The following is a 20,519-nucleotide window of genomic DNA, read 5'->3' on the forward strand; positions in this document are numbered from 1 at the left end:
TCTCCTCCGCAGAAGAGCCTGCCCTCCCTGGAGCCGGTCTTTATGTACTCGCGGATCTTGTCGAAGGAGGATTTGTTGACCACCGGTCCCATCCAGTTCGCGGGGTCACGCGTCGGCCCGACTTTTATCTTCTTAGTGCGCGCGACGAGCTTCTCGATGAAGGCGTCATAGACTTTCTCGTCCACGATCGCCCGCGAGCATGCGGAGCACTTCTGCCCCTGGAAGCCGAACGCGGATATCGCGATGCCCTCTGCTGCGGCGTCCAGATCCGCCTCGTTGTCCACTATCGCAGCGTCCTTGCCGCCCATCTCCGCCGTGATCCGCTTGATCCATCTCTGCCCTTCATGGTGCTTTGCAGCCTGCTCTACGATGTGCAGCCCCACGTCGCGCGAACCGGTGAAGTTGATGAAGCGCGTCTTCGGGCTCGCGACGAGGTGTTCACCTGCATCGGAGCCGCTGCCCGGCAGGAAATTGATGACGCCGTCGGGGAAACCGGCTTCGCGCGCGAGCTCCACCACCTTTGCTGCGATGATCGGCGAGTCGCTCGCTGGCTTCACGACTACGGTGTTTCCGGCGGCGACCGGCCCGATCGTCATGCCGGCCATGATCGCACACGGAAAGTTCCATGGCGGGATAGCCACGCCGGCGCCGAGGGGGATGTACTCCAGCTCGTTTCGTTCGCCGGGCCACTGGCAGACCGGGTGTTTGCCGCCGTAGCGGATCGCCTCGCGGCCGTAGAACTCGCAGAAGTCGATCGCCTCCGCCGTGTCGCCGTCCGCCTCTGCCCAGCTCTTGCCGACCTCGTAGACCATGGTGGCCGAGAGCTCGTGTTTTTTCTCGCGCATCTTCGCTGCGAGCTTTACCACGAGGGTTGCGCGTTCTTCCGGGGTGGTCCTCTTCCAGGATTCAAAAGCCTTCCATGCAGCGTCGAGAGCGGCCTCCGCGTCTTTGGCGGTCCCCTTTTCGACGATGCCCACGACCTCATCTTTTTTGGCCGGATTATATGATTTTATCTTGCCGCTGGAGCGCACCTCTTTGCCGCCGAGGATCATGGGATAGGTAGCGCCCAGCCGGCCCTCGACCTTTGATAGGGCTTCCTCCATCAGCTTTCTATTTTCTGGTTTTGAAAAGTCGGTGAACGGCTCGTTCTTGAAAGGGGAAAGCATCGCTGCCTCCTTGAGTTTAGGGCCAAAATCTCAAGGATGTCTAATAGATAGGCTTCAGGAAGTCAATCTCGCGTGGCAGGCTGTTGGATCTCTCAGAACGGCTCGTCGTCGACCGAGTAGGGCTCCTCGGAATCATTCGTATTATATGATATCTCCTTCGGGTCCGGCCCGTCGAAGCCGGCACCGTCCTCCTCCACTCCTATGCTGTCCTCACCGCCTTCTTCGTCCTCGATGGTCTTCTCCTCTGGGTTTGCGCCGGTCTCGACGGATATGAGGTGCTCTACGCCATTGCGCGTGACGGGGCCCCTGGAGGCCAGCAGGATCTTGTCCTCTTCTTTGCCGGGTCCCACCGCCCTTATCTCCACTGCCGCTGTGCCGGTCCCGAGCAGGCCGACCTCGCGGGCCGCGGCCTTGGAGAGGTCGATGATGCGGCCGTGCGCAAAGGGCCCCCTGTCGTTGATGCGGACCAGGGTAGACTTGCCGTTCTCCAGGTTCGTGACTTGCACCGTGGTCCCGAAGGGCAACGTCCGGTGCGCGGCCGTCATGGCGCCCGTGTTGAAGCGCTCGCCGCTGGCGGTCTTCCTGCCGTGAAAGCCCGGTCCGTACCAGGAGGCCTCGCCTTGCTGGCGGAAGCCGATCGCCCCCTTCTGCGCGTGATACGGGGCGCACGAGGCAAGGAGCACCGCCGATATGGCGAGCAGCAAGAGCTTTTTGTTGGACAAGCAAATGCCTGACATCTTATCCTGCTCCTTGGGGAACAAGCCGTTTGTCATGCTCCAATTGCGACTGCTTAATATAAAAAACTATACCAAGATAGAAAAAGATAAAACTGAATGAGATGATTGAAAAAAACCTAGATTTAAAGAACCGCCAGTGAGTGTGAAAAAGTCTAGCGCATGTCGGCCGCACTGTAAAGGAGGAATTTTTCAATGTCGTACGCACACTTTATATACGATGTCTCTGAACGCAACTCTGATCTCTTTTACGCGACCGGCTTTCTTGCGCCCGATCCGTTTGTATTCTTCAGCGTGAAGGGAAAAAAATACGCGGTCCTCTCCGACCTGGAGATCGACAGGGCCAGGCGCGAGGCGAAAGTGCACAAGGTCCTCTCCCTCAATCCGTTCATTGCGCTTGCTCGAAAGAAGAAAAAGGATCCCACGCAGGCGGACGTGATCCACGAGATACTCGCAGAGCACAGGATAAAGCGGCTCGCAGTGCCGGTCGATGCGCCGTACGCGCTCATGGAGGCGCTGCGCAGGAAGGGCTACGCCATCGAGGCGGGTCCGTTCCCCTTCTTCGAGGAGCGGCTCGTGAAGGGCAAGGAGGAACTTCGTTACATAACCGCGTCCCAACGTGCGGTCTTCGCGGCGATGGGGCTGGCGCGCGATACCCTGGCCAAGAGCAGGATAAAGGACCGAAGGCTCGTGTACAGGGGAGAGGCTCTCACCTCTGAGCGGCTGCGCACGATGATAAACGTCTTCCTGTATGAGCGCGGGTTCGAGGCCGCGGGCACCATCGTCTCCTGCGGCAGGCACGCCATAGACCCGCACGACGTGGGCGCAGGGCCGCTTATGCCGCACTCATCGATAATCGTGGACATCTTCCCCAGGTCGATCAAGACGCGCTATTTCGGCGACGCCACGCGCACGTTCTGCAGGGGCCGCGCGCCGGAGGCGCTGCGCAGGATGTATGAGGCGGTCAAGGCGGCACAGCGGATGGCCGTGGAGATGGTGCGGCCCGGCGTGAACGGCCGCGCGATACACGAGGCTGTGCACCGCTTCTTCGACGAGTGCGGATATCCCACGCGCGTCTTCCGCGGTCGCAACGAGGGATTCTTCCATGGCACGGGCCACGCGATCGGGCTGGATGTGCACGAGGAGCCTGCGCGCATCACGTATCGCGATTATATATTGAAGAAGGGCAACGTGATGAGCTGCGAGCCCGGCCTCTATTATCCCGGCATCGGCGGGGTGCGCATCGAGGACCTGGTGTGCGTCACCGCCCGCGGCTGCGAAGTCCTCGGCCGTTTCCCGAAAGTCCTTGAGATAATCTGATTGTGCGATTGATTCTGCAGACGGAGCGGATCGGGAGCATTTGTCTCGCTTCGGCTCTTCGGCTCAGACGCCGCCTCATCGCCTGCGCATCAGGCGCCGCAGCATTGCAGGCTTGGAAAGCGGCGCCTTCTGACGCCGCTCGACAAACACTCCCGACCCGCTCCGTCAAAGCGGCATGACATGCCTGTGTTGTTTTAAATTTTATTTTTGACCCGGGAGTTTACCCGGGAGGAATAGGGTATGCCAGTTTGCCGCCGCACGGTAATCAGCCACTGAAGGATTGATCTTGCTGATGATCTGCCTGAGACTTAGCGTTATTTCAAAAGCCTGACCGCTGAGAAGATCTTCGGCCGTTTGGAGTCTGTTGTACACCTCGATCCAGTCCTCCCCAGAGAGTGGCAGGGCGTTTAGATCTGTTATATCCCCTTGAATATAATCTTGCTCTGAAAGGGGAGTCTCCAGATCCGTAGCCGTCGTCAAATCCGCCTTCATGAGCTGCGCCCATGCGGCACCAAGTGTGGCCGTGATGGCATGGATGGCGTAGGTGTTTTTGCGGGGAATCATCTGCTCCATTCCGGTCTTGAATACCGCTTCCATAAGACCGTTGCCCGGGTGTCCTGCGGCCCATGCCGCATGCAGGGCGCGCGGGTAGGCGACATTGAATGAGATGGAATCGCTTTGTTTGAGCGCCTTGAGCCACATGTCGGCTTCATTGCGCAGTCTCTTGTTTGAGGGCTCTCCCTCGGTTCTTTTCTTTAAGGCCCTCATGATTTCATGGATCATCGGTGGTGCATACATGTGACCGAGTTTTGTAAAGAGGGCCGCGGACGATAGCAGGTCATTTTCTGCCCCTGCATCCCTGTTCTCAAGCCAGGCCATTTCATAACCTGCATTAATGGCTCCCCGCATGAAAATATACTCTGCGAATTCCGATCCTGTCTTGTCATCAGGCGGTGCAGTCAGATCTTCAATTTTAATGGCGCGCAACCTGCGTGCACGGATGATGTTTAAATGCTGTTCAAACGCATCAAACCCGAGGTGGGCCGCTTGGTACCGATGAACCGTGCACGCGCGCTGCATTATCGAATCCCCTTGACCCCTGTTCGCCGGATCGGAAGGGTCGACCAATCTGCGCTCATGCAAAAAGGCAAGCTGCTCCCTCACTGAAACTTGTTCACGGGGATGGCCCGGATCCGGGTCTCGAACGTCGCGCAGCCTGGCGGGTGAGGGCCTGTCCAACAGGTCCTGCAGGTACTGCCAATCCCGGGCATAACCGCTCTGCGACGCGAGGGCCTGCTGATACTGTTCCGCGGAAAGCCCGGGCGCTGTCTCAGGCCGGGGACTCCCGTCTATTGCCAGCAGGGGGGCGAGGGGGGCGGGCGAGGGCGCGTCCGTGCCCAGACCGGGGATGCCGAACGGCACTGAGTTGGTGAGCTCACAGAGCTGTCCGAATTTTCCGGCGAAATTCGCGGGTATGGAACTCGGTAACACTATCCCTGAATACTGTGTGAAGCCTGGCATAGGCGGCTCCTTGAAGTGAGTTTACCGGTCCGTAGCCCAATATTATGCGACACGCAAGAGGAAAAAGTGGAGAGGTGCCTTGAAGGGCAGGCGCTTGTTATTGAATGTGGCGCCGTCGCAATGGGACGGACCCGACCTGCCTGCCGGTAGGCAGGGAGCCTGTCACATTACTGCGGTCCCCAGGCGGGGTCGGAGAAGTTGGTGCAGAGGCCGTCCTGGCACTTGACGAGCTCGGGGGCGCAGGCCATCAGCGTGCACGCATTGTTTTCATCGCACACGTCGGCAATGCTCTCCTTCACCTGCTGCTCGTATTCCATGTTCACGGCTATGACCCTGCCTCCGTTGCAGTGGTCGCAGCATCCGAGCTCGATCACGACGCAGTCGTCGTCGCCATCGCAGGCCTGCCAGTCGGGCGATGCCTCATCCGAGTAGGAGCACTCGCCCTCTATGCAGCGCGGCACGAACGAGGCGCAGCCCATCTCGGTGCACACGTCCTCCTCGCCGCAGCTCTCGCTGTTTCGCTCCGCGACCTCTGTCTCGAACTCGCGATTCACCGCCACCGCGAATCCGCCGTTGCAGTGGTCGCAGCACCCGAGCTCCACGATCGCGCAGTCGTCGCCGTCCACGCACGCGATCGTATCTCCCGATAGCGGCACCGGGTTGCTCACGCCGGGAAACGGCGATTTCACGATGTTGGGGAGTCCTCCGCCGGCGCCGTCGCATGCCGCGCATGCCAGGGGGATTGATATGCAGAGGATCAAGATGCAGTTCTTCATGGCAGACCTCGTGTTTGAGCTCGTTCTATAACACACTTATCGCTGGGCTGAAGGATTTGTTGCGCGAATTATTGGTGAGGCCACACGCCCAGCCATTCCGCCCTGGGCGGTGATTTTATCAGGAATTTCGCCCGGTTGAGGAAGAGCTGCGAAGGTCCGTCGTGCGGATGGGACATGAGGAGTTCTCCGAAGAGGTGGGCTGCGCGCTCGAAGTCGCCTTGCATGTAGGAGGCGCGGGCGGCGAGGTACTTGGGCAGCTGCGGCATTATCACGCCCACCTCGCCCACGAGTTCGTGGATGAGCGTCGGTTTGTCGCCTGCCGCCATGATGAGGTCGAGCGGCCTGAATCTGAAGGATCGCTCGCAGAGCTTTCGCACGTCGTCGTTCACGATGACTGAGGTCCTGTAGGTGCGGTTGAGCGTGCGCAATATCGCGGCGGATTCCATAGCAACTCCGACGACGCCGAAGCCGGCGGCGCCAGCGGGGCCGAGCTCGCCCGCTGCGGCGCGGCCCTGCCAGATGCCGATGCCGATCGAAAGCCGCTCGATGCCGTATCTCTTCGCCGTATCTTCGCGCGCCGCGGAGATCGCGTGCTGTGTCGCGATGGCGCTCCTGCAGGCCGAGTGGGCCTTGTTCTCGTCGGCCGTGAGGGCGCCGAACGAAGCGCGGCATTCGTCCGAGGACCAGGACTCTATGAACGCGCCGTACTCGAGCAGCGGGCGCGATACCGTGTTTCGGAACCTGCGCATAAATGAGCAGAGTAATCTGGGCTCGAGGAATGCGGCGATCGAGCCGAAGCTGCGGATGTCGATCGCGTAGGCTGCGATTTCGCAGGGCCTTCCCTCGGGTTCGAACGCGTGCCCGGTCGAGAGGGCGGCCTTGAGCGAGTGCTGCGAGAGCCTCATGCAAAACTGCGCGCTGCGCCTCTTGGCCGGCAACTCCACTGCAAAGAGGTTCCATATCCACGACGTCGCGAGGAGCGCGACCAACGCCGCTGCGAAATGCATCGACGGCAGCAGGAGTGCGGCGGAACTGACGAGGGCCGCGCCTGCCACGAGGGATGCGATCGCTGCGCCGAACACCAGCAGCGTCCTCCGCTTCATCGAAAACCGCATGAGGATCGCGAAGTAGAGGAGGGCCGCCGCCGCTATCGCTATCGAGGTCCACGGCTGCGCTGCGAAGGAGCGGAAGGGGGAGCTGTCCGTCAGTTGGCCCATGGCGCACGCCTGTATCTCGGCCGCGCTCATCCGGCCGAGCGGAGTTTTGTACATTGCGGCGATCGTGGGCTCGGTCACGCCCAGCAGGACGATCTTCTCGCTGATCTTTTCAGCGTCCGCGTCGCCGGCCGCGACGTCCTTGGCGCTCACGAGCGTGCGGTCGGCAGAGCATCCCGCGAAGTCGATGCCCAGCGAGCCGTCGGGGCCCGTGGATACGGCCCTCTCTCCTATGTTTATCCCAGCCGTCTTTCCGGCGGAGTCCTCCGATATGAGCGGCGTGAATCCGCCTGCTCGCGAGGAGGCGGCGAGCGCCAGCGCCGGGTAGATCCTATGGCCGAGTCTGGCGGCAAGCTTGTGGCTGCGCACGACGCCGTCGCCGTCGGGGAAGATGTTCAAGAATCCGTCGGCCGCAAAGCCTTCGCGATTTATCGTGGCGCTGTTTACGCCCGTCATCGCGGGTAGTGTCGAGTCGTCCCTGGGCTGGGCGGGCAGGGCGACGCCCTCAGCCGCGCGCGCGGAGGCGTCAGCCGTCTTTTCGTAGTCGACGGGCAGATCCGCAAGTGCGGGATAGAACTCGAAACCATACGAGATGAAGCGCCTGTTGTCCGATTCCTGGAACCTGCGCGCTGTGCCCGCGTCGAGCGCCGTAGTCACTTTGTCGTCCAGGACCACGATCTTCGCGTTCGTGAGCCTCAACTGGTCCATGATCTTCGCGAGTACGTCCTGTCCCCAGGGCCAGGGTCCGAGCTCCACGATCGAATTTCGGTCGACGGCGACGATGCTCACCGCGGTCTCGCGCGCAGGCGTTCCCAGCGATGCGGCACGCTGTATCGGGTCCTCCAGCGCTGGCCCCAGCTTCGGGATGAGACCCAGGAGCATGAGCAGCACGAAGACCGCCGCCAGCAGTTGCGCCTGGCTTGTTTTTTTTACAAGGCTGAAGAGTCCCTTCATCTTGCCCTCTCGAACATGGTCTTGATTCCGCGGGCCGCCTGTTTGATGCGCTCCTCGTTCTCGACGAGCGCGAAGCGTACGAATCCTTCGCCCTGGTCTCCGAAACCCGCGCCCGGCGATACCGCTATCGACGCCTCGTCGAGCAGTTTATTGCAGAACGCGACCGAGCCCATGGAGACAAAGCGATCCGGGATCTTCGCCCACGCGAACATCGTTGCCCTGGGCCTGTCGATCCGCCAGCCTGCGCGCGCGAGTCCGTCGCAGAGCGCATCGCGCCTCGCCCGGTAGATTTCGCAGATTTCGCTCACGCATTCGTCCGAGCGCTGGAGAGCGACCGTGGCCGCGATCTGGATCGGCTGGAACATGCCGTAGTCGAGGTAGCTCTTTATGCGCGCGAGCGCGGCCACCATCTCGTGGTTGCCTAGGCAGAAGCCGACCCTCCAGCCAGGCATGGAGAAGCCCTTGGACATGGAGTAGAACTCGACCGCCAGCTCTTTCGCGCCTTTCACCTGCAGTATCGACGGGGCGGAGTATCCGTCGAAGCACAGGTCTGCGTACGCGAGATCATGGATCACGAGGATATTGTTCGCGCGCGCGAACTCCACCACCTTCTCGAAGAAGGAGATATCCACGACCTGCGCGGTCGGGTTCGAGGGGAACGATATGATCATGATCTTAGGCCTAGGCCACGTGCTCTCCGCCGCCCTCTTGATCTCCTCGAAGAAATCCAGGTCAGGCGCTATGCGCACGTTGCGCAGGTCAGCGCCCGCGATGATGACCGAGTATGCGTGTATGGGATAGGTGGGGTTGGGCACCATCACCACGTCTCCCGGTGATGTGAGCGCGAAGACCAGGTGTGCGAGCCCCTCCTTTGTGCCGATGGTTGCGATCGCTTCGGAGTCGGGGTCGAGGGCCACGTCGTATTTGTTTCTGTAGCGCGCGCAGATCGCCTCCCTCAGTTTGTATATCCCCCTGGAGAGCGAATAGCGGTGGTTGATCGGTTTGGACGCGGCCTCGCAGAGCTTGTCCACGATGTGGCCCGGGGTGGGGAGATCAGGGTTTCCCATGCCGAGGTTTATTATGTCTCTGCCCTCCTGCCGCGCCCGGCGCATGTGCCCCGCGACCTCTGCGAGCACATACGGCGGCAGCCTCTCTAACCTGGGAAAATTCATCTATCCCCCATCTATGGATTGTGTTTATAGCCTGTGATGGATAATAAGTCCACGCAGGATGGAGGTGCAAGTCCGCGGTGAGGATCATAGAACAGATACTCGATGGCATCGATGACGCGCCCCTCAGCGAGGCGCATCTCTTCGACAGGGCATGCCTTGTGAAGTCCAGGCATGCCGGCGTCGCGTACAGATTTCGCGAAGAGCGTTCCATGAGCGGGGCCCCGGCAGCACAGGGCGCGATGGAGCTCGCGAGGCTGGCGTTATCTTCAGAGCTGGACAAGGCCTCTGTCGGCGTCGCTGCCATCAATTCCCTTATCGAGCTCAGGGGCGCGATTCCGTGCCCAGGCAGCGGGACCTCGCTCCTAATGGAATGGGGGGCCGGTCGGGACGTGGCCCTGGTCGGACACTTCGCGTTTGCGGATGAGCTGAGAAAGGCGGCCAGAAAGCTCTGGGTCCTGGAGCTCGATCCAAGGGAGGGGGACCTGCCTGCAGACCAGGCGGCTGAAGTCATACCAAAGGCCGAGGTTGTGGCGATAACCGGAACAACCTTTATAAATCATACGCTTGAAGGGCTTCTTGAGCTGGCCAAAGGAAAAAAGATAATGATTCTGGGCCCTTCCACCATAATGTCGCCGATCCTCTTCGATTATGGTGTAGAGGCGCTTTGTGGCTGCAAGATAGTCGATATAGATGAAGTGACTGATAGGCTATCTTCAGGTGAAGGCCTCCGCAGGCTGGGCGGTGTAAAGAGGATGGTATTGAAGACCACTCATTTTTCAATCGGTTAACCGCCAAAGACTATTTTAGATAGGAGCATCTAAGTCCCTCCAAGTGGGGGGCAGGGGCCTCAATCGCGGCGCATGTCGTTTTGCTTATACTATTTCTGTAGTAAAAACAATAAGTTATAAGACGCGATTTGGCATCGATATTGCTTTAGTAAGGGGCATGATGAACAACATAATACATTCAAAGAGACTGCAGATCCTGGCGCTGAACATGGTAGGCATAGCCCTCATCTATATGCTGAGCTTCTGCTACGGCAAGGTCGATATCAAGGATGTAGGGGCGGGCAATGAGATGATAAGCTATGCCGAGGAGATCAATAGGGCCGCTGAGACCCATGATGTGAATCCAGCCCTGATAGCCGCGGTCATCCATGCTGAGTCGAATTTCAAGATCAGGGCGCGTTCGCAGGTGGGCGCCCAGGGCTTGATGCAGATCATGCCGTCCACTGCCCGCATGCTCGGCTGCAGAAACTCATGGGATCCTGCCCAGAACATCTTCGCGGGCGCCAAGTATCTCCGCCAGCTCATGGACCGCTTCAACGGAAACCTTGCGCACGCGATCGCCGCCTACAACGCCGGCCCGGGCGCGGTATCAAAGCACAACGGCATCCCGCCGTACAAAGAGACCCGCAACTATGTGAAGAAGGTCCTGAGCCACTACACCCGCTATCAGAAGATATTCGCCTCAGATCCGCTGATATCGTAATCGACTGATGAACTGGAAGATGAGGGCGGGCCTCTTGGCCCGCCTTTTTTTATTGCTATTCAGGCCTTCTGGATTATAGACCGCTTTCTCAAATCAACTGGGAGTCATCGATGAATCACAAGGGCTTGTTTGCGTTTTTTTCCATGGTGTTGATCGCGCTGCCTGTCGCCTGTTGGGCGCAGGAAGACGAGGAGCAACTTAAGAACGGCGTTGCCATCCAGGAGCTGACCGAAGATAGATCCGGGTCGCCAGAATCCATGCTGTCGATACCTTACGGCGGCGATCACCAGGGAGTGGTCACCGCGGTCATAGACGCCTCCAGGATTGCGATAGACGGCGAGGAGATGGAGCTCGTGGGAGTTGCGGCGCCCCAGCGTAACGCCGATGGAACCGCGCGCGACTGTTTTTCTCACGAATCTGCGACGTATGTGGAGTCGCGCATAATCGGCAAGCGCGTGTCATACACGTTTGAGAAACAGGACGGCCATGAGCAACACCTTGGCGCACAGCGCATATATCTCTACATCGGCGGTTCCATGCTGAACTCGGAGTTCATAAGGAGGGGCATGGCCCTGGCCGATCGCAGGCCCGGCTATCCCGAGGAAGATGCATTCGTGGAACTGCAGCAAGAGGCAAGCAGGGGGCATCTGGGTCTCTGGCATTCGTGTCCTGTGGAGTGCGATCGTTTTGGAGATTGCATGACAAAAGGTTGGTAAATTGAGTTGAAAAAGGGGGGAAGATGAAACTCAAGGTTAAGGCGGTTGGTTTGGCATGCGCTATCCTCTACGCGGTCGGCGTGCTCTGGGCGTACGTCATGGCTTGGGCCGGCATCAGCCAGGCGCCGTTCGACGTGCTCAACGGTTTCTACTTGGGCTGGCTCGGTGCGATCGGCAATCCCGCAGTCAGCCTCTTATTCGGTCTGGCGATCACATTCGTCGACGGGTTCATCGCGGGCGCGATCTTCGCATGGCTCTACAACAGGTTTGCCGGCAACGCGTGATCCGGCCTGATTGAAGTCGAACTCCGCCGCGTCTTATAATCCCCGCCGAAAATTCAAAAAAGGGCCCTTCCGGGCCTTTTTTTGCCCAAAGAGATTAAGACGGACGTGAGCTCTGGACTCCAAAGATCAGGACTGATACAAAAAACGAATGAAAACAGGCGTTCTCATCAGCTACTTTGCCAAACAAGACGAGGCTCGTGTAGCCTTCGGGAAGTTGCAACGGAAGGGCTTCCGTCGCACTGCATGGGTAAGCAAGAACGCTGCGGGAAAGGTCGAGATACGGCGACCCCTATTCGGCGTCGAGCGAAGGATCATTGAGGACCATGCACGCTGGCTTTCCGCAGATGAGACCGCCCTGATCCTCCGGGGGCCGATCGAAACCTTGAGTGTCCCCTTCGATCTCCTGCTGGAAAGCGGCGAGGCCCCTCCCGCGATCTTCGTCTTGCATCCCCATCGCGAGGGCCCGGTCGGAGAAAACGAAAGCCCTGTTGGAACACCCTTCAATTCGGCGCAATTGCAGGAGCATGCCGAGCGTCTGGCCACGGAGCACCAGATAGACCCAAAACCGCTCCGGAACACCCTGCTCCTCAAGCGCCTTGAACGGCGCCGCAGGTGGATCCAGCAGATATGCCTGTCTCTCTCTGAGGCAGGTCGCCTGCAGCAAAGCGTGCCGCCGGCCGCCGAATGGCTCCTGGACAATGAATATATCACCGAGAGCGCCGCCCGCGATGTTTCACTCAACCTGCCCCGTCATTTTTACCGGCAGCTGCCCTCGCTTGCGAGCGAGCCCGACCGGGGACTGCCGCGCATCTACAGTCTGGCGCGCGAGCTTGCCTCTCACACCGACCTTCGCCTGGACGAGGAGAACGTCCTGGCTTTCATCGAGGCCTATCAAACCGTGAAGCCGCTCTCGATTGGCGAGCTCTGGGTCGTCCCCCAGATGCTGCGCACGGTGCTTCTCGAGGGGATCGGCCAGATCGCCGGTCGAGCCCTGACCGAGCTGCGCGAGCGGGAGATCGCCAATTTCTGGGCGAACCGGCTCATCACGGCCAATCGGCGAGATCCGGGCCAGATATTTTCGGTCATGGCTGAACTGGCCGAAGCCCAGAAGAAACCGAGCCCCTATTTTGCCGTTCAGCTGATGGATTACCTCTATGACGAAGGGACGGTCCTGGCCCCGGTGCAGGGTTGGCTCGAGCGCACATTCCACGAAACCTTAAACGAACTCGGCCTGCGCGTGACAAACCGCCAGACGAGGGATCAGCTCTCCATCGGGAACGCGTTTATCAGCCTGCGCCAACTCGCCCTGATTGACTGGAAGAAATCTTTCGAACGCGTAAGCAGGGTGGAGCTTTTGCTGCGGGAGGACCCCGCCGGCATCTATCCGCAGATGGATTTCGCCACCCGCGACCGCTATCGCCGCGCAATTGAGGATCTTCACCGCGGCTCCGGCCTTGCGGAGGATGAGGTCGCGAGGCTCGCGATCGAAATGGCGGAAGAGGCCGGCCTGGATGACGTTCACGATGAGCTGGCGGCGCACGTCGGGACGTATCTCATCGGAGAAAAGAGGGAGAAATTCTCGGAGCGCATCAGGTGCCGCGAGAAATTTCATTTCCGCGCATTGCGGTGGGCCCATCGCCATCACACCGCGGTGTATTTTTTCGGGAGCGCCGTTGTCACCGCCGCCATCCTTTTTCTGTTCCTCCGGTTCGGTCTGCGCTCCTCTGCCTCGTGGATGCAGATTGTCACAGCCATGCTACTCCTCCTCATCCCCGCGAGCCAGATCGCGGTGGAGGTGGTGAATTACCTCGTGACGCGCATCTTTCCGCCGCGCACCCTGCCGAAGATGGATTATAAGATTTCAGGGATTCCCGACGCCTGCCGGACACTGGTGGTCGTGCCGATGATGCTCACGGATCCGGAGACGATTGCAGCCGAAGTGGAAAGGCTTGAGATTCGCTACCTTGCCAACACAGAGGCGAACCTGCTCTTTGGCCTTTTCTCGGATTACACGGACGCAGGCGAGGCCCACGCCGAGTCGGACGAATCCCTGCTTCGAGTCGCCACGCAGGGCATCGAGGCACTTAATCAGCGCCATGGCGGAGAGCGTTTCTTCCTGTTTCACCGGCAGCGGAGGTGGTGCGCCTCCGAGCAAAAATTTATCGGCTGGGAGCGCAAGCGCGGGAAACTGGAGGAGTTGAACGGCCTCATCGTCGGCACGCGGCCCCCCGACGCGGAGCGCCTCGTCTACGTCGGCAATCCGGATCACCTAGCGAACGTCAGGTTCGTCATCACCCTGGACAGTGACACGCAGCTGCCGCATGACACCGCCCGCAGGATGATCGAGACCCTGGCGCACCCGCTGAACCGGGCGCACCTCGACGATACTGGTCTGGTCCGCTCCGGCTATTCCATCATCCAGCCGCGCGTCAGCCCCTCCCTGCCGAGCACGAACGGTTCTCCCTTCAGCCGGCTCTTCTCGGACCCGGTCGGTGTCGATCCCTACACGAGCGCGGTCTCCGACGTCTATCAGGACCTGACGGGGGCCGGCTCCTATCACGGCAAGGGCATCTATGATGTGCGCACGTTCGGCGAAGTGTTGTCCGGAAGGTTTCCCGAGGGATTGCTCCTCAGCCATGATCTGATTGAAGGCGCCCACGTCCGTGTGGGGCTCGCCAGCGATATCGAGCTGTATGACGAGTTTCCGCAGGATTATGTGAGCTACGCAAAGCGACAGCACCGCTGGATTCGCGGTGACTGGCAGATCGCGGACTGGTTCACGCCGCGTGTTCCGCAACCCGGCGGGGGGCGGGGAGTCAACCCGCTATCCTGGTTTGACCGCTGGAAGATATTCGACAACCTGCGCCGGAGCCTCCTGCCCGTGGCCAGCCTGTGGCTGCTCGTGGCCTCCTGGTTTATCTCTCCGCTGGCCGAGGAGATCGCCACCGCCGTGATCCTTGCCGGGCTCTTCTTTCACTCCCTCGCGCAACCGGTCACCTGGGCGACAACCGGCCAGGGATTGAAGGGCGTCTCCATCGCCAGAAAAGCGTACGACCTGATGCGGGTGTTCGTGGATGCGGCGCTGCTTCCCTACCAGGCATGGCTGGCGCTGGATGCCATTGTGCGGGTCTTCTATCGAAAGCACATCTCCCACAGGGGGCTCCTGGAGTGGAACTCGGCCCAGGCGGCGCACGGCAGCGCTCGAGCCGCTATTCCCCTGTTCCTGCTTTCCCTGGGGCTGGCGAGCATTTTCAGCGTGGTCTCCGGATGGGCCATCCTGCAATGGAGACCGGACAGTTTTCGGGTGGCCTGCCCCTGGTTGGCGCTCTGGTTCCTCTCCCCGATGATCGGCTGGCTCCTCAACCGGCGCCCGAAGGCCATACAACCGCAATCCCTGCTTTCAGCGGAGGACCGGCAATTCATGAGAAATGTCGCGAGGCGGACCTGGCGCTATTTCTCGGACTTTGTGGATCAGGATACCTCATGGTTGCCACCCGACAATTACCAGGTCTCCTATCAGAATCAGCTGGCCCTGAGGACGAGCCCGACCAACATAGGCCTCTACCTGGTCAGCGTGCTGGGCGCCCACGATTTCGGCTACATCACCGTGGATCAGGTTGCGCAAAAACTTTCGCAGACTATGGAGACGATCGGGAAACTGGAGCGCCATGAAGGGCATCTGCTCAACTGGTACGACATCCGGACTCTCAAACCCCTCAATCCGCGCTACGTCTCCACTGTGGACAGCGGAAACCTGCTCGGGTCCCTGTGGACCCTGGATCAGGGGCTTCGGGCGCTGCTGCAGACGCCGCTCCTGGGTGTCAAAACCTTTGAGGGCCTGCGTGATACCGGGCGCGTCCTGCAACAAGTTATCCTCGATGGAAAACACTCGGGCTTCGATATGCATGCCCTGGGTGAGCTGCTGCGCGTCTGGGAATCGCAGCCCGGCACTGTCGCCGCCCTCATCGGCCTCTTGCGACGGATGGAAATCGACGTCCGTGATCTCTCCAAAATATCGTCCGTTTCCGCTGTTGCCGAAGAGAGCGTTGCGTATTGGATCCGGCAGATACAGAGCCAGCTCGCAGCGTGGAAAGAGATTGTGGACCGGTATCTCGCCTGGGTCGAAATCCTGGGCGAGAAGACGGTGGAGGAAATCGCCGAAATGGATCCGGACGCTGTTCCGGCCTTCCGTGAGGCGCTTCACTCCGCCCCGTCTCTTCAGGACCTTGCCGGCGGACACATCCCCTGCATCGACTCCATCGTGCAAATCCGGGAAAGGGCTCCGGCGGATGCCTTTGCCCTTCGTGACTGGATCGACCGCGTCGTGGATGCCTTCGAAAAGTCAAAATGGATGGCCGGCGAGACGCTGGCTCTCTTCGAGCGACTCCTGCAGTCGGGGCGCGAGTTCGAAGCATCGATCAACATGCGCTTCCTGTACAACGCCGATCGGCGGCTGTTTTCTATCGGGTACAATGTCTCCGAAGGACGCCTGGATCGCGCTTTTTATGATCTGCTGGCGAGCGAAGCGCGCCTGGGAAGTTTTGTCGCCATCGCCCGGGGAGACGTCCCGGTCGAACATTGGTTTGCAATGAGCCGGCCTTACGGCGCCATCGGCCGGCGGCGGGCGTTGCTCAGCTGGACCGGGACGATGTTCGAATACCTCATGCCGCTGATGTTCCAGCTCGCTTATGCGAATTCACTGCTGGACAAATCCACGCGCGACGCCGTAGCTATCCAGATAGCATATGGCGGGAAACACCACGTGCCGTGGGGGATCTCGGAGTGCGCCTTCGGGGACTTGGATATTCACAAGACCCATCAATACGCCGCCTTCGGCGTGCCGGAACTCGGACTAAAGCGCGACCTGGCGGAGAGGATCGTAGTCGCACCTTATGCCACTATGTTGGCGATCGACATCGCGCCGCGGGCATCGGTGCAGAACCTGAAACGATTGGCCGCGTTGGGACTGCTCACCGACTACGGGTATTATGAAGCGCTGGACTTCAGCCAACAGACAAACCGGGAGGGAGAACGCGGGGTGGTCGTGCGCGCCTTTATGGCGCATCATCAGGGAATGAGTTTCCTGGCGCTGACCAATTTCCTTCATGAACATTCCCTCCAGCGCCATTTTCACACCGACCCGCGCGTGCGCGCCGCGGGGCCGCTCTTGCATGAGCGCATCCCGAACATTCCTCCGCTGCACCACATTTCCACGCGCGAGCGAGTCTCGTCTGTGGCGAGCGTCGGCGACGTGACGCCTGCGGTCAGTCAGTTCGAAACGCCCCACACCTCGAACCCCAAGACCCAGCTGCTGTGCAATGGCCGCTATGGCGTGATGGTGACGAACTCCGGCGGCGGCTACAGCCGCTGGAAGGACATCGAGATCACGCGCTGGCGATCGGACCGCACCCGGGATCCGTGGGGAACCTTCTGTTATATCCGCGACGCCGATGCAGACCAGCTATGGTGCAATAGCTATCAGCCGACCGGAGGAAAGGTCCTGGATTACTGCGCCAACTTCACGCTCGATCGCGCCATGTTCCACCGCGTCGATCATGACATCGAGAGTGAAACCGAGGTGATCGTCGCTCCGGAAGACGACGTTGAGATCCGGCGAATGACGCTCGTCAATCGTTCCCAGCGCAGCCGCCGGCTCGATCTGACGAGTTACGTTGAACTCTCGCTGGCAAAACACGATGCGGACCTGAAGCATCCGGCGTTCAACAAGCTCTTCATCCAGACCGAAGCGTTGCCGGAAGAGCGAGCGCTTTTGGCCAGCCGCCGGCCTCGCGGGGCGAGCGACCCGCCCGTCTTCGTTGCGCACCGCTTGACGTTGGACCTGCCTGCCGGCAGGCAGGATGAAACTCCGGCTGAAACTTTGCGCTTCGAGACCGACCGCCGCCGCTTCATAGGTCGCGGACGAACGCTCGGGAACCCCATGGGTGCTTCGCAGGAGCCTGGGCAGAGCCAGGGGTTTGTATTGGATCCGATCTTCAGCCTGCGCCAGAGATTGGACCTCGCTCCGGGGCAGCGCATCCAGGTTTCCCTGGTCCTGGCTGCCGGCGAGTCCAGGGAACAGGTCATCGGCTTGATCTCCAGATACGGCGACCCCCATGCGATCGACCATGCGATGGACCTTGCCTGGGCCTCGGCTCAGCTCGAGCTGCGTCTGTTGCACATCCAACCCGATGATGCACGGTGCTTCCAGCAAATGGCAAGTCATCTGCTTTATCCCAATCCCCTCCTGCGCGGGACGGCGGAACGCATTGCCCAGAACCGCAAGGGTCAGGCCGGCCTGTGGGCGTATGCCATCTCGGGCGATCTGCCCATCGCCCTGGTCGCCGTTGGCGAAACGAGGGATCTCGGCCTCGTCCGGCAAATGCTCCAGGCGCACACCTATTGGCGTACGCACGGACTGATGGCCGACCTCGTGATTTTGAACGAGGAGGCCGGCGGCTACATGCAACCGCTGCGAGAACAGCTCGAGCACCTGATCCAATCCCATTCGGCAACTACAGGGGTGGATCAGCCCGGGGGGGTCTATCTGCGCAGCGTTGATCTGATCCCGGCGGAAGACCTTACGCTCCTGCGGGCCGTGGCGAACGTGGTGGTGGTGGCGGCCCGCGGCACGCTCCCCCAGCAATTGAGCGCTCCGACCAAGGCCCCCGATATGCCGGGCCCCATCGTTTCAAAACGCGCTCCCCGGGATCCCTCTTCCGCGCTCCCCTTCATGGAACTTCCCTTCTTCAACAGCATCGGCGGTTTCACGCCGGACGGCCGCGAATACGCGATCTATCTCGGCCCGGGCATCAACACTCCGGCGCCCTGGGTGAACGTCATCGCGAATCCCGTCTTCGGCACTATCGTCAGCGAAACGGGGTCCGGATTCACCTGGGCCGGCAACAGCCAGCGCAACCGTCTGACGCCATGGTCGAACGACCCCGTGACGGATCCGTCTTCGGAAGCGATCTACATTCGTGATGAGGAGACCGGCGTCTGCTGGACGCCGACCGCGGCCCCCATCCGCGAGCAGACTGCGTACCGGGCCAGGCACGGGGCGGGGTACACGGTCTTCGAGCACAACAGCCACGGCATTGAGCAGGAATTGACCGTCTTCGTTCCCGTGAACGACGCCGGGGGGCAGCCGATCAAGCTGCAGAAGCTCTCCTTGAGAAACGATACCGCCAGGCCGCGCAAACTGTCGGTGACGTATTATTCGGAGTGGACGCTGGGCGAATCCCGCGAATCATCCCAGGCGCACATTGTTACCAATTGGGATGATGAGGCGGAGATCCTGATCGCCCGCAACTACTACAATCCCGATTATGCGGATCGGGTGGCCTTCGCGGCCGTGAGCGCGTCCGTGTCCTCCTATACCGGCGATCGCACCGCTTTCATAGGGCGCAACAGCTCAATGGAAAACCCGGCGGCGATGAAGCGAACAAGGCTTTCGCACCGGACGGGAGCCGGCCTCGACCCCTGCGCCGCGCTGCAGACCGTCTTGAAACTTGCACCGGGCGAGAGCGTTGAAATCACCTGCATGCTCGGCGAGGTTCAGTCGGTGAAGCAAGCCCATGCCCTGGTGCTCGCCTTTCGCGACGATCTGCAGCTTTCGAGCGCGCTTATGCAGACGAAAGCGTGGTGGGATGATCGGCTCGGCGCGATCGAGGTGCAGACTCCCGAACTTGCTGCGAACTTTCTGATCAACCGTTGGCTGCTTTATCAAAACCTCTCCTGTCGGATATGGGGGCGTTCGGCTTTTTACCAGTCCGGCGGAGCCTTCGGCTTCCGCGATCAGCTGCAGGACGTGATGGCGCTCGTGTACGCACACCCCGGACTCGCGCGCAACCACATCCTCTCCGCGGCCGGCCGCCAGTTCAAGGAGGGAGACGTCCAGCACTGGTGGCACCCGCCGGGCGGAGAGGGAATCCGCTCGCGGATCTCCGACGATCTCTTGTGGCTCCCCTACGTCGTAGCGCATTACTTAAAGATTACCGGCGATAGAAACATCCTGCGTGAGATGGTCCCGTATCTCGACGCGCCCCTGCTCAAAGAAGATCAGCACGAGAGTCTGCAGACACCCGCGGTTTCATCGGAGAGCGGCACGCTCTTCGAGCACTGTCAGCGCACAGTCGCACGCAGCCAGGCCTTTGGATCCCATGGATTGCCCCTGATGGGGACCGGAGACTGGAACGACGGGATGAATCTCGTGGGCGCCGGAGGTAAAGGCGAGAGCATCTGGCTCGCCTGGTTCCTGGCTGATGTTCTGGGGGGAATGGCCGAGATGTCCCTGCTCATTGGCCAGCCGGATGTGAGCCGGGCCTATGAGCGCGACCGGAAGGCGCTCATCCGGCGCGTGGAAGAGTTTGCGTGGGATGGGGAGTGGTATCTTCGCGCGACCTTTGACGATGGCTCGCTCCTGGGTTCGTCGGCGAATATGGAAGCGCGGATCGATTCGCTGTCTCAATCCTGGGCCTGGCTCAGCGACGGCGGCGAAAAGGCCAGGGCGACGCAGGCCCTGGAATCGGCGTGGAAGTATCTCGTTCGCGAGAACGAGGAGCTGGTGCTGCTTCTTGATCCTCCGTTTGATAAAGCAGAGCCATCGCCGGGATACATCAAGGGGTACCCGCCGGGCGTGCGGGAGAACGGAGGTCAGTACACACATGCAGCCCTGTGGCTGGCCATGGCCATGGCGCGCATGGGAGATGGCACCCGTGCGGCGAAAATGCTGCGCATGCTGAACCCGATTGAGCGCACGCGCGATCCGGAAATGGTCTGGAGATACGGTGTGGAGCCGTACGTGGTCGCGGCCGACGTGTACGCCTCGCCCGGGTGGGTAGGTCTGGGCGGCTGGACCTGGTACACAGGTTCGGCGGCATGGATGTACCGCGCCTGGGTGGAAGAGATTCTGGGACTCAAAGTGCGCGGAGATGTGATGCAACTCGATCCGACCATCCCCGGGTGGTGGGATGGCTTTGGGATGCGGTATCGCCACGGGGAGGCGATCTACGAGATCCAGGTCGAGAACCCGGAACATTGTGAGCGGGGTGTCGCCTTCGTGGAGCTCGACGGCCGGCGCGTGAAAGAAGGCGTGATCCCGCTCGGCCGCGATCTCATCAAGCACCGGGTCCTCGTTCGGATGGGGAAAAACTGAACAGCTCCCGTAGGGTT

The 20,519-nt window shown here is 60.6% G+C and carries 12 protein-coding genes; 6 read left to right on the plus strand and 6 right to left on the minus strand.

Annotation, left to right across the window (positions count from 1 at the left end):
- Together WC683_13875 and WC683_13880 are read right to left on the minus strand one after the other, a co-directional pair.
- A partial coding sequence (locus tag WC683_13875; protein ID MFA4973694.1) for an aldehyde dehydrogenase family protein occupies positions 1 to 1,166 on the minus strand: 1,166 nt, incomplete at its 3' end.
- 92 nt (positions 1,167 to 1,258) lie between these two features.
- Positions 1,259 to 1,903 (minus strand): septal ring lytic transglycosylase RlpA family protein, encoded by a 645-nt coding sequence (locus WC683_13880; protein MFA4973695.1) that lies wholly within the window; start codon positions 1,901 to 1,903, stop codon positions 1,259 to 1,261.
- Between the two features lie 192 nt (positions 1,904 to 2,095).
- On the opposite strand from WC683_13880, the gene WC683_13885 reads away from it, so the two are divergent.
- Positions 2,096 to 3,220: a Xaa-Pro peptidase family protein gene (locus WC683_13885; protein ID MFA4973696.1), complete on the plus strand. Its 1,125-nt coding sequence runs from the start codon at positions 2,096 to 2,098 to the stop codon at positions 3,218 to 3,220.
- A 201-nt stretch (positions 3,221 to 3,421) separates the two neighbouring features.
- On the opposite strand, the gene WC683_13890 is transcribed toward WC683_13885, so the two are convergent.
- The 4 genes from WC683_13890 to WC683_13905 all read right to left on the minus strand — a co-directional run bounded on the left by WC683_13890 (position 3,422) and on the right by WC683_13905 (position 8,857).
- Positions 3,422 to 4,741: a hypothetical protein gene (locus WC683_13890; protein ID MFA4973697.1), complete on the minus strand. Its 1,320-nt coding sequence runs from the start codon at positions 4,739 to 4,741 to the stop codon at positions 3,422 to 3,424.
- Positions 4,742 to 4,908: 167 nt separating this feature from the next.
- Positions 4,909 to 5,517: a hypothetical protein gene (locus WC683_13895; GenBank protein ID MFA4973698.1), complete on the minus strand. Its 609-nt coding sequence runs from the start codon at positions 5,515 to 5,517 to the stop codon at positions 4,909 to 4,911.
- 68 nt (positions 5,518 to 5,585) lie between these two features.
- On the minus strand, positions 5,586 to 7,685 hold the full coding sequence (locus WC683_13900) for an adenylate/guanylate cyclase domain-containing protein (protein ID MFA4973699.1): 2,100 nt from the start codon (positions 7,683 to 7,685) through the stop codon (positions 5,586 to 5,588).
- Entirely contained in the window at positions 7,682 to 8,857 is a 1,176-nt protein-coding gene (locus WC683_13905; GenBank protein MFA4973700.1) for an aminotransferase class I/II-fold pyridoxal phosphate-dependent enzyme, read from the minus strand. Before WC683_13905 ends, WC683_13900 begins: the two co-directional genes overlap by 4 nt.
- 77 nt (positions 8,858 to 8,934) lie before the next feature.
- On the opposite strand from WC683_13905, the gene WC683_13910 reads away from it, so the two are divergent.
- The 5 genes from WC683_13910 to WC683_13930 all read left to right on the plus strand — a co-directional run bounded on the left by WC683_13910 (position 8,935) and on the right by WC683_13930 (position 20,502).
- Positions 8,935 to 9,645: a DUF364 domain-containing protein gene (locus WC683_13910; GenBank protein MFA4973701.1), complete on the plus strand. Its 711-nt coding sequence runs from the start codon at positions 8,935 to 8,937 to the stop codon at positions 9,643 to 9,645.
- 160 nt (positions 9,646 to 9,805) lie between these two features.
- Positions 9,806 to 10,348, plus strand: a complete 543-nt coding sequence (locus WC683_13915; GenBank protein MFA4973702.1) for a lytic transglycosylase domain-containing protein — start codon at positions 9,806 to 9,808, stop codon at positions 10,346 to 10,348.
- Between the two features lie 110 nt (positions 10,349 to 10,458).
- Complete coding sequence (locus WC683_13920) at positions 10,459 to 11,064, plus strand: thermonuclease family protein (GenBank protein ID MFA4973703.1); 606 nt, start codon at positions 10,459 to 10,461, stop codon at positions 11,062 to 11,064.
- Positions 11,065 to 11,087: 23 nt separating this feature from the next.
- Positions 11,088 to 11,348, plus strand: coding sequence for a hypothetical protein (locus tag WC683_13925; GenBank protein MFA4973704.1), 261 nt, complete (start codon positions 11,088 to 11,090; stop codon positions 11,346 to 11,348).
- Positions 11,349 to 11,496: 148 nt separating this feature from the next.
- Positions 11,497 to 20,502: a glucoamylase family protein gene (locus WC683_13930; protein MFA4973705.1), complete on the plus strand. Its 9,006-nt coding sequence runs from the start codon at positions 11,497 to 11,499 to the stop codon at positions 20,500 to 20,502.
- Positions 20,503 to 20,519 lie beyond the last annotated feature (17 nt).

The sequence above is a fragment of the bacterium genome, assembly GCA_041648665.1.
Lineage (GTDB): Bacteria > UBA10199 > UBA10199 > 2-02-FULL-44-16 > JAAZCA01 > JAFGMW01.